Raw genomic sequence first — 15754 nt, 5'->3', positions numbered from 1 at the left:
CCCGCCGCACGCATCGCGCCGGGGGCTCGCTAGCCTCGTGCCATCAGCCGAGCAGACCGGGAGACCCGATGACCCAGACCACAGCCGTCCGTGCCCACCGCGTTCGCCCCTGGGGCCCGATCGCCCTGATGGGGGTTGCCCTGCTGGTGATGGCCTTCACGGCCTTCTTCTACCTGATCCAGCACCACATCTCGCCGTGGCCGATGATCGCGCCCGCGATCGCCGGCTTCTTCTGCGCCGCCTTCGTGATGCGCGACCGTCGGCTCGATGCCGACTCGCGGCTCGTCTGGGCCGCCGGGATGGTGGCCGTGGGCCTGTGCAGCGTCGCCCTGCTCGCCGTGCTGATCCTGCACGTGCTGCCGCTGCACTGACCCCCGCTGCACTGACCCCCGCTGCCCTCACGCCGGGGCGAGGTCAGTCGTCGTCCGCACCACCGAAACTGAAACCGCCGCCCTTGCCCTTGCCGTCCCCCGAATCCTTGAGGAACTGCTCGAACTCGGCGGCCAGCTGGTCGCCGCTGGGCAGGTTCTCCTCGTCGACCTTGGGCTGGGTGTCCGGGGCGCTGAGCTCCCGCCCCGCGGTGGCCTTGTCGTAGGCGGCCTCCATCTGCCCGATGGCCTCGGCATTCTCCGGGTTCTGGGCCACCAGCGCGTCGAGTTCCCGCAGGTACTCGTCGGCGGCACTGCGCAGGTCCGGGATGGCGAGCGAGAGCTCGGCCACATCGGCCGCGGAGTCCAGGAGCCGCACCGATCCGGCGGGGAACTCGGCTCCGGCCAGGTAGTGCGGGACGTGCACGGAGAAGCCGACGGTGCGGATGTGCGCCTCCGGGAGCCGCACCTCCAGCAGGGCCTCCACCGAGCTGGGCAGCTGGATCTTGTCATGCATCGACGCGTAGCCCTGGATCAGGCTCGGATCCATCGAGTGAGCCGTCAGACCCACCGGGCGCGTGTGCGGGGCACCCCATGGGATGCCGTGCAGGCCGACGACCAGGGTGGATCCCAACTCCCCCAGCAGGATGGCGACGGCAGCGCAGAAACGCTCCCACTGGTAGTCCGGTTCGGGTCCGGTGAACAGCAGGAAGTCCTTTCCCGCCTCGTCGGTGACCACTCGCACCACCAGTTCCATCGGCTGGTAGTCGGTGTAGTGGTCCTTGTCGAAGGTGATGATCGGCCGTCGCGAACGGTGGTCAACCAGCTGGTCGACGTCGAAGCGCGCGATGATGCGGCTCGGACGCGTGTCGATCAGGTGCTGGGCCCCCATCTGGGCGGCCTGCCCGGCATCCATGAATCCGGAGAGCGCGAGCAGCGCCGGGGCACCGTAGGTGGGTGCACCGGACAGTTCGTAGAGCTCCCTGGGGTCCCTCATCAGATCATCTCCATCGCGTGTTGTCAGTTGGTGGTGTCAACGCTCGAAGGGCCCGTGGAATTCCCGTAGAAGCGGCCCAGGAAGTGGTCCCGGAAGGACTCGAAGTCGCCGTTGTCCATGCTGGCCCGGATGTCGTCCACCAGGCGCACGGTGAAGCGCTCGTTGTGGATCGTGGCCAGCGTCGAGGCCAGCATCTCCTTGGCCTTGAACAGGTGGTGCAGGTAGGCACGCGTGTAGTGGGTGCAGGTGTAGCAGTCGCAGCCATCCTCGAGGGGTTCGAAGAGGCGACGGTTGCGCGCCGTGCTCAGGTTGTAGCGGCCGTCTGCGGTGTAGATGGCGGAATTGCGCGCCACCCGGGACGGGTTGACGCAGTCGAAGGTGTCGGCCCCTGCCGCGACGGCCGCGAAGAAGTCGTCGGGCTCGCTGATGCCCAGCAGGTGACGCGGCTTGTCGAAGGGCAGTTCCTCACTCATCCAGCCACAGATGGTGCCCAGGTTCTCCTTCTCCAGCGCCCCTCCATAGCCGAATCCGTCGAAGCTCTGCCCGTCCACCTCCATACCGCCGAGGTCACGGCATGCCTTGCGCCGCAGGTCCTCGTACTGCGCCCCTTGGATCACCCCGAACAGGGCCTGGTAGGGCTTGCCCACCCGTTCCTCGGTGAGACGTCGGTGCTCCGCCAGACAGCGCTCGGCCCACAGCCGGGTGCGCTCCAGCGCCTCCTCCTGGTAGCCACGGGAGTTGTGCAGGTGGGTCAGTTCGTCGAAGGCGAACATGATGTCGGCACCGATCTGGTGCTGCACCCGCATGCTGACCTCGGGAGTGAAGCGGTGCTTCGAACCGTCGAGGTGGCTCTTGAAGGTGACGCCGTCATCGTCGACATGGGCCAGTCGTTCCTTGCCGGGGGCCACGGCGTGGTCCGCCTCAGCCCGCTTGGCGTCCATCTCGATGACCTTCTTGAAGCCGGAGCCCAGGCTCATCACCTGGAAGCCGCCCGAGTCGGTGAAGGTGGGGCCGCGCCAGTTCATGAAGCGGCCCAGGCCACCCGCCTCGTCGATCAGATCACTTCCGGGCTGCAGGTACAGGTGGTAGGCATTGGCCAGCACCGCCTGCGCACCCAGTTCCGAGATCGATTCCGGGAGGACGGCCTTGACGGTCGCCTTCGTGCCGACGGCGATGAAGGCGGGCGTCTGGATCTCGCCATGCGGGGTGTGGATGGTTCCGGTGCGGCCGATGCCGTTGTCCAGGGTCGTGCGAGGAGTGAAGCCGAAGCCGCTCATCGGACGCCCGCCATCAGCTGCAGCTGTGCCAGGGCCACGACGCCGGCGGTCGAGGTGCGCAGCACCCCGTCGCTGACCAGCACGGTCTGGGCTCCGGCGGCCTCGAAGGCGGCCAGCTCCTCGGGGCTGACCCCGCCCTCCGGGCCGATGATGAACAAGACCTCGCCCTGCTCGGGCAGCGCGACCTCGCCGATCCACTGCGTGCCGGCCTCGTGCAGCACCAGCGCCAAGTCCGCCTGCTGGATCCGGGCGACGAGCTGCTTGGTGGTGACGAAACCCACCTCCGGGATCCGGAAGCGACGGGACTGCTTGGTGGCCTCACGGGCGGTGGCAGCCCACTTGGCCAGGCCCTTGGCGCTCTTCTCGGTGGTCCATCGCACGATGGAACGACTGGCCTGCCAGGCCAGCACCTCGTCGATGCCCAGCTCGGTCATGGTCTCGACGGCCAGGTCCGACCGGTCGCCCTTCGCCAAGGCCTGCACGCCCACCCAGCGGTGGCGCTGAGGTGCGGCGGACCGCACCTCAGCCACCTCGACGACGATCCCCTGCTTGGAGACCTCCACCACGGGGCCGCGCACGGCCCGGCCGTGGCCGTCGGACAACAACACGGACTCCCCCAGCTCGATCCGCTTCACGACGGCGGCATGGCGCCCCTCGTCGCCGGTCACCGTGACGCGGGACCCGGGGCTGGCGTCGCCGAACGCCGCGAGGAAGAGTGCGTCGCTCATCAGCCGCCGAAGGCTTCCTTGAGACGGTCGAAGACACCCTGCTTGCCCTTGTGGACCTGGGCGGTCACCGTGGTCTCCCCGCGAGCCTCAGCAAGCTGCTTCAAGAGCTCCCGCTGGTGTGCGTCGACCCGGGTGGGGGTCTGCACGACGAAGGTGATCCCCAGCTCACCTCGGCCATTGCCACGCAGCCGCGGGATGCCACGTCCCGGGACCGCGACCCGGGTGCCGCTCTGGGTGCCGGCGGGGATCTCCACCTCGAGGGTGCGATCCTCGGCCACGGAGTCCTCACGCTCGTTCTCCAGCGTGTCGACGGTCAGGCTGGTGCCCAATGCCGCAGCCGTCATCGGGATGCGCAGCACCATCTCCAGGTTGTCCCCCTCACGCTTGAAGACCTCATGGTTCTGCACGACGAGCTCGACGTAGAGGTCTCCGGCGGGGCCGCCGCCGGGGCCGACCTCGCCCTGTCCCTCCAGGTGGATCCGGTTGCCGGTGCTGACACCGGCGGGGATCTTCACGTTCAGGGTGCGGCTGGAGCGGACCCGTCCCTCGCCGGAGCACTCGCCGCAGGGGTGCGGGATCACGTTGCCGTAGCCACGGCAGTTGGGGCAGGGCTGGGAGGTGCGGATGTCGCCCAGGAAGGAGCGCTGGATCTGGGTGATCTCGCCGTTGCCATTGCAGGTGCCGCAGGTGACGGGCTCGGAGCCCTCATTGGCCCCGGTGCCGGTGCACTTGGGGCAGACCACCGCGGTCTCCACGTTCAGCGGCTTGGTGACGCCGAAGGCGGCCTCCGCCAGGCTCAGGCTCTGCCGGACCAGGGCATCCTGGCCGCGACGCACACGCGAGCGCGGGCCGCGCTGGGCCTGCTGCCCGAACATCGCATCGACGAGGTTGGTGAAGTCGAATCCGCCGCCGAAGCCGCCGCCCGGGAAGCCACCGAAGCCACCGGCCCCGCCCATTCCGCCGAAGCCGCCACCCATCGGGTCTCCGCCGCGGTCGAAGATCGACTTCTTCTGCGGATCCGACAGGACCTCGTAGGCCTCCTGGACCTGCTTGAACTTCTCGTCGGCGTCCGGCTCGTTGGAGACGTCCGGGTGCATCTTCATGGCCATCCGGCGGTAGGCCTTCTTGATCTGCTCGGGGCTTGCGTCGCGGTCGACGCCGAGGATCTCGTAGTAGTCAGAACTCATGGGAGTGAAAGTCATCCTTCTGCCAGGAAGCGGCCGACATATCGGGCCACGGCACGAACCGAGGCCATGGTTGAGGGGTAGTCCATTCGGGTTGGGCCGACGATGCCCAGGCTGGCCCAGGCCTCGTCGGGGGTTCCGTACTTGCTTGCCACCAGGCTGGTGGACTGCAGGGGCTCGTAGGGATTCTCCTGGCCGATCCGCACGGTGACATCGCCCGCCATGCCCGTGCTGGCCTCACCGAGCAGGTGCAGCAAGACCACCTGCTCCTCCAGGGCTTCCAGGACGGGCCGCACGGTGGTCTCGAACTGGTCACCGAAACGGCTCAGGTTGGGCACGCCCGCCACGGCGACGCGCGTCGACGGGTCTGCTGCCAACATCTCCAGCACGGTCACCACGACGGTATTGGCCGCGTCACGGCTGATCGATCCCGGCAGCTCGGCCAGCAGGGCGGCCAGGCGATCGACCCCTTGGGCGGGGGTCAGGCCAACGATGGCGGCATTGAGCCGGCCGCGCAGCTCCGCCAGGGACTCCTCCGTGTGCATCGGAAGCTCCACCCAGCGCTGCTCCACCCGTCCGGTGGAATTGATCAGGATCACCATCACCCGGTCCTGGGTCAGACTCACCAGCTCGATGTGGCGCACCTGGGCCGTGGAGGTCACCGGGTACTGCACGATGGCCACCTGCTGGGTGACCTGGGCCAGGATCCGCACCGTACGGGTCACGATGTCGTCGACGTCGAGGGCGCCCGTCATGAAGGTCTCGATGGCTCGCTTCTCCGCCGTGGACAGTGGCTTCACCGTGGCCAACCGGTCCACGAACAGGCGATAGCCCTTGTCCGTGGGAATCCGTCCGGCGCTGGTGTGGGGTTGGGTGATGTAGCCCTCCTCCTCCAGCACGGCCATGTCATTGCGAACGGTGGCTGCCGAGACCTTGAGCTGGTGTCGTTCCACCAGGGCCTTGGAGCCGACGGGCTCCTTGCTGGAGACGTAGTCGGTGACGATGGCCTTGAGCACATCCATCTTGCGGTCGTCGAGCATCGTCCCTCCCCTGATATGAGCTGGCGCAGTGTGAGCTGGTGCCGCATGACCTGGCGCCGTGTGAGCTGGTCCTGGTCCGCGCGATCGCCCAGTTTGGCACTCAAACCGCGCGAGTGCCAGCATACCGCGATGCCGCAGAGCGCAAAGCGGTCATCGCGGCGCCCGGCGGGTAGGCTCGTCGCCATGCGCGAATTCTCGATTGGTGGGTGGCAGCTCGTCCGCGACGGCATCCATGTGGTGCACTTGCAGCCGGCCTCGGTCAATGCCGGACTCATCATCGGTGAGACCGGCGTGATGCTGGTCGACACCGGTTCCTCCCCCAGTCAGGGCCGAGAGCTCGCCGCCTCCGCAGCCGAACTGGCCGGCAGGCCGGTGACCCACGTCGTGGTCACCCACGCACATTTCGACCACTTCTATGGCCTTGCGGGAGTGATGGAGGCCGCCCCGTCGGCGGTCAGCATCGGCCACGAGAACCTCGCCGCCCACCTCGACGGCACCAACGACCCGGACGTCGACCCCGAGGTGATCCGCACGGACCTTGGCTTCGACCCGTCCGAACTCGTGGCGCCGAACGACCCAATGGCCTTCATCCGCGCCGTCGACCTGGGCGGTCGCGTGGTGGAACTGGTGCACCTGGGTCACGGGCACAGCGACTCCGACATCTTCGTACAGGTTCCCGACGCCCGCGTCACCTTCGTGGGCGACATGGTGGAGACGGCCTCGGACCCGATGGTGGGCCCCGACTCACACGTTGACACCTGGCCCAAGGCCATCGACGGGGTGATGAGCAATGCCAAGAGTGACACGCTGTTCGTCCCTGGACACGGCCCGGTGGCGGACCTCGAGCAGGTGAACAACCAGCGCGCCGCGATCTCGATGCTGTGGTCCACCGCCGAGGACTGCATCAAGAAGGGGATGAGCATCGACGACGTGGTGACCGACCTGAACGGACCACGCGAGGTGGAGTGGCCCTTCGCTCCCCAGGCCGTCGCCAATGCCCTGCCGTGGCTCTACAAGGCGCTCGAGGCGCAGGGCGTCACGAAGTCCCGGATGCTGCCGCTGCTCGGCAACTGAAGGCCCACCAGCTCCTTCCCGATCACCGAGCCCGTCGACCCGATCACCGAGCCCGTCGACCCGATCACCGAGCCCGTCGACCCGATCACCGAGCCCGTCGAGGTGTCAGGGCTCGATCCACAGGCGCTGGACCTGCTCGGCCATCTCGGTGGAGGCGGCGGCCACCAGTCCCGGCCCTGTCCAGCCGGGCGCATAGGGCTCGCCGGCGAAGTTGCGCACGTCACCACCCAGTTCGGTGACCATCAGCGCACCCGGGAGGTGGTCCCACGGATGCACGTTCTTGTAGACGAGGTAGTCCAGCTCCCCCATCAGCAGGTTGGGGTAGTCGATGCCGCAGCACCAGGCCGTCTCCACGGTCGCGGCCAGCTCACCACCGCCGTCGAAACCGTGCCGGGAGGCCTTGCTCGTGGCCCCCAGCGCGAGGCGGTCCTGCCCGATCCGGGTCAGTGACTCCCCATTGCGCTGCACCCCGGCACCCCGTTCGGCCACCCAGGAGACGCCATGCTCCGGTTGCCAGATCCATGCCCTGCAAGTCTGGCCGGCGACCACCTCGGAGACCATCACGGCGTGGTCCGGGCTGCCCTTGACGAAGTTGCGGGTCCCGTCGACGGGATCGACGGTGAAGGCGTGCTCGGCGCCGCCGAGGGTGAACTCCAGCTCCGGGTTGGTGAAGCAGGCCTCCTCGCCCACGACCCGCGCCCCGGGGAACATCCGGCCGAGCTCACGGGTGAGCACCACCTCTGCTTCGCGGTCCGCGATGGTGACGTAGTCGCCGGGGTGCTTCTGGTGCACCTGGTCGTCGGCCAGCGCCCGGAAGCGCGGGGTGATCACCTCCGCCGCCACCTGCTGGATGAGTTCGAGGACGTCCTGCGTGCTGGCCATGGAACCAGCCTAGTCATGTCCCGGTGGGACTCAGAATTCGTCGACGTGGTCCTGGGTGACGAAGTCGATCAGCTTCTCCACCTCGGTGTTGAAGCTGGGCTCCAGGTCCCGGAAGCTGGTGACGCGCGCGAGGATGGCCTGCCAGGCCTGCGCGACATCCTTCTGGTCCTTGTGGGGAAGGTTCAGCGCGGCCAGGGTTCCCTTCTTCCAGTCGACGTCCATGGGGATCTCGGGCCACTTCTTGACCCCGACCCGCTCTGGCTTCACCGCCTGCCAGACGTCGATGAAGCGGTGGCCGCCGATCATCACGTACTCGCCGTAGCCACCCTTGGCCACGTCGCGCGCGATCCGCGACTCCTTGGAGCCGGTCACCAGATGGTCCACCAGCACGGCCAGCCGTCGTCCCTTCTCCGGCTTGAATTCCGCGACGATGCCCACCAGGTCGTCGATGCCACCCAGGTACTCGACCACCACGCCGACGTGGCGCAGGTCGTCGCCCCAGACCTTCTCCACCAGCTCCGCGTCGTGGCGTCCCTCGACGTAGATCCGGCTGGGCAGGGCCACCTTCGCGGTGGTCTTCTCGCTCGCCCGCGATCCGGAGGCGGTGTACTTCTGCTCGGCCTTGCCTGTGCGGGGCGGGACGCACAACTTCACCGGCTGGCCCTCGACGACGAAGCCCGGACCGACGGGGAAGGAGCGCCGCTTGAGCTTGTAGTTCTCCAGCACGACGACGCCGTTCTCCCACTTGACGATCTCGCCGGTGAAACCCGTGGAGGGTTCCTCGACGATCATGCCCAGTTCCATCGGCATGTCGACGGTCTGCGGCTTGCCGGCCTTCTGCCATCCCGCGCTCAGGACGTCCTTGCTGTAGCGATCCACGTCGCGCGACGTTACCCCAGCACCTGTCCCTTCCCCCACCCGCCACGCGATTGCTACATTTGCTACATGACCACGATCGCCCACCGCGAGCTGCGGAACAACAGCGCCGAGATCCTGCGCCGCGTGGCGGCCGGCGAGATCATCGACGTGACCAACAACGGGAAGCTGGTCGCGACGCTCTCGCCGCCGGTCACGGATCCGGTGGAGCGTCTCCGGCTGCAGGGGAAGCTCCGCCCCGCCCTACCCCATGTGAACTTCAGGGATCTTGTCTCCGAGCACGCCGTGAAACTCGATGTCACCACCGAGGAGATCCTGGCTGACCTTCGGGGCGAGTGGTGAAGGTCTACCTCGACACCTCTGCGGTCCTGAAACTCGCAGTGGAAGAGGCTGAATCACTGGCCTTGGCGGATCACCTCGACTCCCTGCCAGACGGCACCGAGCGCATGTCGTCGTGGATGCTGCACACTGAGCTCCACTGCGCGGCACACCGACGAGGGATTCCAGCTGGCACCGTCACAACAGTTCTCGGGACAATCACCTTGGTCGACGTGGACCGGCCGTTGATGATTCGCGCCGCCGCGTCCCGCTGGGGTCTGCGAGCCGCCGACGCCATCCACGTCGCCACCGCCCTCGCCCTGGAGTGCGATGCAGTGATCACCTATGACCGCGAGATGCTGGACCTGTTGACGAGCATCGGCGTCCGGACCCTCTCGCCCGGACGCTGATCCCGGCGCCACGCTCCCCTGGTTCACCCTGACCCGAACCGGGCTCGACGCCCCGGCCTGACTCGGCTTCAGTCCAGCAGGTCGCGGATCACCGCGTCGGCCAGCAGGCGGCCTTGCAGGGTGAGAACCATCCGCTCGTGGGTGATCCGGGCCAGGCCGCGCTCCACGAAGCCGGGGACCCGGCCCAGTTCGGAGTCCGTGAGCACCTCCCACGGCAGTCCGTCGGACAACCTCAGCTCCAACAGCACCCGTTCGATCCGGCGATCCTCGGCGGACACCAGTTCCCGCCCGGCGCCGGGGCTGTGTCCCTCGGCCAGGGCCGCGGCGTAGCTGCGTGGGTGCTTCGCATTCCACCAGCGCACGCCACCGGCATGGCTGTGGGCACCCGGCCCGATCCCCCACCAGGTGTGGCCCAGCCAGTAGGCCATGTTGTGCCGGGCCCGATGCTCGGGGCCGCGCGACCAGTTGCTCACCTCGTAGGCGTCGAAGCCAGCCCCGGTCAGCACGTCCTCGGTCAGCAGGTACTTGTCCGCGAGGTCGTCGTCGTCGGTCATCGGCAGCTGTCCACGCCGGATCTGGTGGGCCAACCGGGTGCCATCCTCGACGATCAACGCATATGCGCTGACATGCTCCGGCTCGGCCTCCAGGGCGGCCTCCAGACTGGCGCGCCAGTCGTCGAGGCTTTCCCCGGGGGTGCCGTAGATCAGGTCCAGGCTGACGTCGCCGAAACCCGCGGCGTGGGCAAGCTTCGCAGCCTCGACGGCCCGCCCCGGCGTGTGGCGACGCTCCAGCACCTGCAGGACGTGCGGCCGCGCGGACTGCATGCCCAGGCTGATCCGGGTGAAACCGCCGGCCAGCAGCTCGTCGAGGAGTTCGGGGGTGACGGTCTCCGGATTCGCCTCGGTGGTGACCTCGGCGTCGGCCTCCAGGCCGAAGGCATCCCGCACATGAGCGAGCAGGCCGGACAGTTCACCACCGGAGAGCATGGTCGGGGTGCCGCCCCCGAAGAAGACGGTGCTGGCCGCCGGGTGGCCATCACCCAGGACGCCACGGGCCAGGTCGATCTCCGCATGGGCGGCACGCAGGTAGTCGTCGGTTCCCGTGCCCTGCAGCTCATTGGCGGTGTAGGTGTTGAAGTCGCAGTAGCCACACCGGGTGGCGCAGAAGGGCACGTGGAGGTAGATGCTCAGGGGCGTGGCGGCCAGCTCGGAGCGCGCGGACGCGGGGAGTTCACCGGTGGTGGGGACGGGTTCGCCGTCGGGGAGCACGGAAGGCACTGCGCCACAGTACTCACCCTGGAAAGATCATACTTTCAAGCTCGCGAGGAACTATGCTCGGGCCATGAACCTGACACGTCGAAACCTGATCACCATGGCCGGCAGTGCCGTCGCTGCCGGAGCCCTGAGCGCGTGTGGCAGCAACAAGGGCGGCATCGGTGAAGGCTCCTCCCCCAGCGCCTCCGGCTCGGCGGCCGGGAACGCGGTCAGCCTGACCCAGTGGTACCACGAGTACGGCGAGGCGGGCACCCAGGACGCCGTCAAGAAGTACGCCGCGGGCTATGACAAGGCCAGCGTCCAGGTGAAGTGGAATGCCGGCGACTATGCCAAGCTGCTCTCCGCCGCCCTGCTCACCAAGAACATCCCGGATGTCTTCGAGTCCGAGATGGGCCCGAGCATCGACATGATCAAGGCCGGTCAGGTGGCCGACCTCACCGACGCGATCGGCGAGGCAAAGAGCAGGTTCAATCCCGAACTGATCGAGCGGATGAGCTACGAGGGCAAGATATACGGAATCCCGCAGGTGGTGGACATGCACCTGCTCTACTACCGCAGGAGCCTGCTGGAGAAGGCGGGACTGCAGCCGCCCAAGACCTTCACCGAGCTGGTGGCCGCCGCCAACAAGCTGAAGACCAAGGACATGGGTGGCCTGTTCGTCGGCAACGACGGCATCGGCCCCATCCCCACCGCCCTGCTCTACGCCTCGGGCAATGACTGGTTCGACGAGGGCAGGACCAAGGCCGGCTTCCTCGACGCCAGCTTCTACAAGGCCCTGACCGACTTCCGGGACCTGTTCAACTCCGGCGCACTGCTGCAGAGCGCCAGCAAGGACTGGTTCGACGGGTCCCCCTTCGCCAATGAGGAGACGGCGATGCAGTGGGGCGGCCTGTGGTCCATGACCGACATCCAGAAGACGCTGGGTGATGACTTCGGCGTGCTTCCCTTCCCGGCCGTCGGTGACAAGGGCAAGCAGGCGACGATGTTCGGCGCCTTCGGTGCCTGCGTCGCCGCCAAGGGAGCCAATGTCGAGGCCGCCAAGGAGTACGTGAAGTGGCTCTGGGTGGACCAGACCGACCACCAGGTGGACTTCGCCAACAACTACGGCACCCACGTTCCCGCCCAGGGGGAACTGGCCCCCAAGTGCACCAAGTTGGCCGAGGGTGCGGGTGCCGATGCCGCCAAGATCCTGGCGGACTTCGGCAAGCCGGCCAGCGACATCCTGTGGTCCGGCGCCATGGGTGACGCCTTCAACGCGGCCGTCAGCAACATCATCAAGAAGAAGGCGGACCCGGCCAAGGAACTGGCCGCTGTCGGCAGCAGGGTGACCGCCGAACTCAAGCGCGTCAAGGGCTGATGGGCAGCACCGCCCAGCCACGAACGTCCCTGGTGCGCCGCCTCGGCGGCCACCAGGGCCGCAACTGGTGGTTCCTCGCCTTCATCGCCCCCTTCGTGGTGGGCCTTGCGCTGTTCGTCTACATCCCCATCATCTGGAGCGCCTACCTCTCCTTCTTCGACGCCCGCAACACGGTGACGCCCACCAAGTTCGTCGGCCTGGGGAACTACCGCTACCTGTTGGGTGACAAGCTCTTCCGGGACTCGATCGTCACCTTCATCGGCTTCAGCGCCTTCATCGTGCCGCTGACCTTCGCCTGCTCGCTGGCGCTGGCACTGCTGCTCGACGGGATCAAGACCGGCCAGGCCTTCTTCCGGTCGGTCTTCTTCATCCCGACGGCCGTCAGCTACGTGATCGCCGCCATGATCTGGCGCCTGGCCTTCTTCAGCGGAACCCGCTTCGGCCTGGCCAATTCCATGCTGCGCCAGGTGGGTGGCGAGAACGTGAACTGGTTGGGCGGCACCAATTCCTGGTACTGGCTGGTGCTGGTCAGCCTGCGCCTGTGGCTGCAGGCCGGCTTCTACATGATCCTGTTCATCGCGGGGCTCAACAAGATCCCGCGCGAGACCTATGAGGCCGCCGCCATCGACGGCGCCTCGGGCTGGCGGCTGCTGCGCCACATCACCCTGCCGCAGCTACGCGCCACCTCGGTTGCCGTCCTGATGTTGCTGCTGATCGGCGCCTTCCAGGCCTTCGACGAGTTCTTCAACGTGCTGGGATCCATGGGCTCCTACCCGCCCTATGCCCGGCCTCCGCTGGTGCACCTGTACCTGATCAGTCTGGGTGGCGGTCAGCAGGACCTGGGCCTGGGCGGTGCCGGCACCATGATCATCACGGCGCTGATCGTCTTCTTCGGCCTGCTGCAGAACTGGCTGGTCACCCGCAGTGAACGCAAGGAGGGCAACCGATGATCGTCGCCTCCCGTCGGGGCAGGGGTCTCCAGGCCGCCCGCTATGCCCTGCTGGTGCTGCTGAGCGTGCTCTTCCTGCTGCCATTCTACGTGCTGGTGCGCAATGCCTTCGCCTCCAACAAGCTGATCACGGCTCCCCGGTGGCGTTGGTTGCCGGACCAGGTGAACCTGGACAACCTGCGTGCCCTGTTCGCCCAGGACAATGTGGGCATGGTGCCGGCCATGTGGCACTCGGCCGTGATGGCCCTCAGCCAGACGACCTTGACGGTGCTGATCAGCCTGCTGGCCGGATACGCGCTGGCCCGCTACGACAACCGCCTGTCCCGGATCCTGCTGGGCTTCACCCTGTTCACGCTGATGGTGCCGGCCTCGGTCACCTTCATCCCGATGTTCGTGATGACCGCCCAGCTGGGGTGGATCGACTCCTTCCGGGGCCTGGTGGTTCCCGGCATGTTCAGCGCCTTCGCCACCTACATGTTCCGGCAGAGCTTCCTGGGATTCCCGGCAGACCTGGAGGAGGCCGCCATGATCGACGGCGCCAATCCCTGGGCCACCTTCTGGCGTGTCGTGGCACCCAATTCCCTGGGCATCGTCGGTGCGGTGGGGACCATCACCTTCATCGGCAGCTGGAATGCCTTCCTGTGGCCGCTGCTCGTCGCCCGCGAGAACACCCGTACCGTCCAGGTGACGCTGAGCCAGTTCATGACCAGCCAGGGCGTGAACTACCCCGTGCTGTTCACCGGCGCGCTGGTGGCCATCATCCCCGTGGTGGGTGTCTTCCTCTTCCTGCAGCGCTACCTCGTCGAAGGGGTCGAGACCTCCGGCATGAAGTAGCTCAGGCGACCAGGCCGATGCCGATCACCATCGGCAGTGAGAGCAGGGAGCCGATGGTGGTCACCGTGGTCATCGTCTTCAGGCTGCCCGAGGTGCTCAGCCCCAACAGCGACTTGAACATCCAGAAGAAGTTGCTGTTGACGTGCAGTGCGAACAGCGAACCGGAGGCGATGCCCAGTCCGACGGCCACCGGGTTGACGTCCATCTGACCCAACAGCGGTGCGACGATGCCGGCCGCCGTGATGGCCGCCACGGAGACAGACCCGATGGCAAGGTGCAGCAGCGCCGCGATGAACCAGGCGAGAAGAATGCTGACCACCACGGGAGCACCCGCATCGGCGTCGAACATCCCGGCCAGCACCGAGGCCAGACCTGTCGCCTTGATCACAGCGCCGAGCGAGCCACCGATGCCCGTGACGAGAAGGATCTCGCCACTGGTCTGCAGGCCGTCACCGAAGGCCTCGTTGGCCCCCTCACGGCCCACGGTGCGCAGCGCCAGCGCGAAGGCCATCACCAGCCCCACGAACAGGGCGATGTTGGCATTGCCGATGAACTCGATGAACTGGTTGCTGAAGTCGAAGAGTTCGGCGAAGGCACCGAAGGCGATCATCGCCAACGGGACGGCAATCGGCAGCAGGCTCAGGGCCAGCGGCGGGGTCCGGACCGTCGACTCCTCCAGGTCGGCGGCCTGGGCCCGTGCCTCGGACTCCAGCAGGGCCTCCGACTCCTCCTCGTCCTTCGCGGCATTCCACCAGCCCAAGCGCAACAGTTGCCGGAAGACGATCACCGTCAACAGGGCCGTGACCGGTCCGATCACCATGCCGAAGAGCAGGTACTTGCCCAGCGAGATGTTCATCAGACCCGCAATCGAGATGGCGGACAGCCCGGGAACCACGAAGACGTAGCCGCTGAAGATGCCAATGCCCAGCGCTCCGGAGACCAACGCCAGGCCATTGGGGCCCATGTGCTTGGCCGCCTGCCTCGCCACCGGTGCGGCCAGCACCACCTGCACGTCGACGTAGATCGACGGGAAGACCGTGGCCAGCGCCAGGGCCAGGCCATAGGGGATGCGGGTGGGACCGAAGATCCTCAGCAGCACCCGGACCATCTTGGTGAAGGCACCCGTGGTGTGCAGCAGGGCCCCGATCAGCACCCCGAAGCCGATCAGCAGGCCCACGCTGGCCATGATGCTGCCGAAACCCTTGGTGATGGCCTCGACAGTCCCGGGGAAGCCGACACCACCGGCCAGCCCCAGGTAGATCGAGCCCACCACCAGACTGATCACCGGATCGATCTTGAACTTGATGATGAGCAGGACGACCGCCGCGATGGCGATCACCGTGTGCATGACGAGCATGGGAAGTCCTTGTCTGCCGACCAGCATCCGAACACCTTTGGACGGACCATTGGTGAGCCTAACAGCGCAGCTCCGGACTCCCGCGTCCCACCACCCCTGCTGTCGAAACTTGGTGGATCGGGTCAGACTGGAGCCATGAGCGAGCCCATGGTCCCCTCTCCCCGACACGACACCCAGGACACCCGACGCAGCCTCCAGCTGGCGGGGGTGCCGGTGGGCGTCATGTGGGTGCTGGAGCTCATCGACACCCTCACCTTCCACGGCCTCGACCGGCTGGGGCTGCAGTCCTGGGACCTCGACGGCCTGTGGGGCATGTTCACCGCCCCATGGTTGCACCTGGGCTGGCAGCACCTGATGAACAACTCGCTTCCCCTTCTGGTCCTGGGCTTCCTGGTGGCGATGTCCGGCATCCGGCGGTGGCTGCTCACCACCCTCGTGGTGGTGCTCACCTCGGGGCTCGCCGCGTGGCTGCTCAGCCCGCCCGGAACGTTGACGCTGGGCGCCTCGGGCGTGGTCTTCGGATGGCTCACCTACCTGCTCAGCCGTGGCTGGTGGAGCCGGGACTGGAGGCAGGTGCTGGTTGGCATCGTCGTCTTCATCGTCTACGGCAGCGTGTTGTGGGGTGTGCTGCCCACCACCCCGGGAGTCTCCTGGCAGGGCCATCTGGGGGGCGCCATCGGCGGGCTGCTGGCCGCAAGGATGGTGCACGCTCGCCGCACCTCCTGAGCGCGCACCACGGGGCCGCCGCACGGGATCAGCCGGGTTGTGTGGTGGAATTGTCCCCTGACTTGCCTCAGTCGGCCGCTTCCCAGTGTGGGACCCCCGACGA

17 protein-coding genes are annotated in these 15754 nt (G+C 67.3%); 8 read left to right on the top strand and 9 right to left on the bottom strand.

Translation table 11 applies throughout. The features are described from left to right. Positions 1-68: 68 nt before the first annotated feature. Positions 69-371, top strand: coding sequence for a hypothetical protein (locus EDD41_RS01375; RefSeq protein WP_094764570.1), 303 nt, complete (start codon positions 69-71; stop codon positions 369-371). A gap of 43 nt (positions 372-414) precedes the next feature. Here EDD41_RS01375 and EDD41_RS01370 read toward each other — a convergent pair whose 3' ends face one another. The 5 genes from EDD41_RS01370 to hrcA are packed head-to-tail and all read right to left on the bottom strand — an operon-like array spanning position 415 to position 5594. Next, on the bottom strand, positions 415-1365 hold the full coding sequence (locus EDD41_RS01370; RefSeq protein ID WP_123574712.1) for a PAC2 family protein: 951 nt from the start codon (positions 1363-1365) through the stop codon (positions 415-417). Positions 1366-1388: 23 nt separating this feature from the next. Continuing rightward, positions 1389-2642, bottom strand: a complete 1254-nt coding sequence (gene tgt / locus EDD41_RS01365) for a tRNA guanosine(34) transglycosylase Tgt (RefSeq protein WP_123574711.1) — start codon at positions 2640-2642, stop codon at positions 1389-1391. Beyond that, positions 2639-3370, bottom strand: coding sequence for a 16S rRNA (uracil(1498)-N(3))-methyltransferase (locus EDD41_RS01360; RefSeq protein ID WP_123574710.1), 732 nt, complete (start codon positions 3368-3370; stop codon positions 2639-2641). The genes tgt and EDD41_RS01360 overlap by 4 nt, the downstream gene beginning before the upstream one ends. Then, on the bottom strand, positions 3370-4557 hold the full coding sequence (gene dnaJ / locus EDD41_RS01355) for a molecular chaperone DnaJ (RefSeq protein WP_123574709.1): 1188 nt from the start codon (positions 4555-4557) through the stop codon (positions 3370-3372). The genes EDD41_RS01360 and dnaJ overlap by 1 nt, the downstream gene beginning before the upstream one ends. Positions 4558-4568: 11 nt before the next feature. Beyond that, positions 4569-5594, bottom strand: coding sequence for a heat-inducible transcriptional repressor HrcA (gene hrcA, locus EDD41_RS01350; protein WP_123574708.1), 1026 nt, complete (start codon positions 5592-5594; stop codon positions 4569-4571). Positions 5595-5777: 183 nt separating this feature from the next. Between hrcA and EDD41_RS01345 the strand changes: the two genes are divergently transcribed. After that, positions 5778-6668: an MBL fold metallo-hydrolase gene (locus EDD41_RS01345; RefSeq protein WP_170165190.1), complete on the top strand. Its 891-nt coding sequence runs from the start codon at positions 5778-5780 to the stop codon at positions 6666-6668. Positions 6669-6773: 105 nt separating this feature from the next. Here the strand turns inward: EDD41_RS01345 and EDD41_RS01340 are convergent, their stop codons facing one another. Both EDD41_RS01340 and EDD41_RS01335 read right to left on the bottom strand, forming a co-directional pair. Then, positions 6774-7550: an inositol monophosphatase family protein gene (locus EDD41_RS01340; RefSeq protein ID WP_094764577.1), complete on the bottom strand. Its 777-nt coding sequence runs from the start codon at positions 7548-7550 to the stop codon at positions 6774-6776. A gap of 30 nt (positions 7551-7580) precedes the next feature. Beyond that, positions 7581-8429, bottom strand: coding sequence for a DUF3097 domain-containing protein (locus EDD41_RS01335; protein WP_094764578.1), 849 nt, complete (start codon positions 8427-8429; stop codon positions 7581-7583). A 66-nt stretch (positions 8430-8495) separates the two neighbouring features. Here EDD41_RS01335 and EDD41_RS01330 point away from each other — a divergent pair, with 66 nt between their 5' ends. Together EDD41_RS01330 and EDD41_RS01325 are read left to right on the top strand one after the other, a co-directional pair. Beyond that, positions 8496-8768, top strand: coding sequence for a type II toxin-antitoxin system Phd/YefM family antitoxin (locus EDD41_RS01330; protein WP_094764579.1), 273 nt, complete (start codon positions 8496-8498; stop codon positions 8766-8768). Further along, entirely contained in the window at positions 8762-9154 is a 393-nt protein-coding gene (locus EDD41_RS01325; protein ID WP_123574706.1) for a PIN domain-containing protein, read from the top strand. The genes EDD41_RS01330 and EDD41_RS01325 overlap by 7 nt, the downstream gene beginning before the upstream one ends. A 68-nt stretch (positions 9155-9222) precedes the next feature. On the opposite strand, the gene hemW is transcribed toward EDD41_RS01325, so the two are convergent. Continuing rightward, positions 9223-10431, bottom strand: coding sequence for a radical SAM family heme chaperone HemW (gene hemW / locus EDD41_RS01320; RefSeq protein WP_123574705.1), 1209 nt, complete (start codon positions 10429-10431; stop codon positions 9223-9225). A 64-nt stretch (positions 10432-10495) separates the two neighbouring features. On the opposite strand from hemW, the gene EDD41_RS01315 reads away from it, so the two are divergent. The 3 genes from EDD41_RS01315 to EDD41_RS01305 are packed head-to-tail and all read left to right on the top strand — an operon-like array spanning position 10496 to position 13568. After that, a complete protein-coding gene (locus EDD41_RS01315) occupies positions 10496-11785 on the top strand; it encodes an ABC transporter substrate-binding protein (protein ID WP_123574704.1) in 1290 nt (429 codons plus the stop codon). Next, on the top strand, positions 11785-12735 hold the full coding sequence (locus EDD41_RS01310; protein WP_123574703.1) for a carbohydrate ABC transporter permease: 951 nt from the start codon (positions 11785-11787) through the stop codon (positions 12733-12735). Before EDD41_RS01315 ends, EDD41_RS01310 begins: the two co-directional genes overlap by 1 nt. Beyond that, on the top strand, positions 12732-13568 hold the full coding sequence (locus EDD41_RS01305; protein ID WP_123574702.1) for a carbohydrate ABC transporter permease: 837 nt from the start codon (positions 12732-12734) through the stop codon (positions 13566-13568). Before EDD41_RS01310 ends, EDD41_RS01305 begins: the two co-directional genes overlap by 4 nt. A 1-nt stretch (position 13569) precedes the next feature. Here EDD41_RS01305 and EDD41_RS01300 read toward each other — a convergent pair whose 3' ends face one another. Next, entirely contained in the window at positions 13570-14925 is a 1356-nt protein-coding gene (locus EDD41_RS01300; protein WP_123574701.1) for a GntP family permease, read from the bottom strand. Between the two features lie 147 nt (positions 14926-15072). Here EDD41_RS01300 and EDD41_RS01295 point away from each other — a divergent pair, with 147 nt between their 5' ends. Next, a complete protein-coding gene (locus EDD41_RS01295) occupies positions 15073-15651 on the top strand; it encodes a rhomboid family intramembrane serine protease (RefSeq protein WP_123576769.1) in 579 nt (192 codons plus the stop codon). The last annotated feature ends 103 nt before the right edge of the window (positions 15652-15754 follow it).

Origin of the sequence: Luteococcus japonicus (assembly GCF_003752415.1) — a bacterium.
Lineage (GTDB): Bacteria > Actinomycetota > Actinomycetes > Propionibacteriales > Propionibacteriaceae > Luteococcus > Luteococcus japonicus.
The sequence above is the reverse complement of the archived record's forward strand: the minus strand, read 5'-3'. Positions and strand labels throughout refer to the sequence as shown.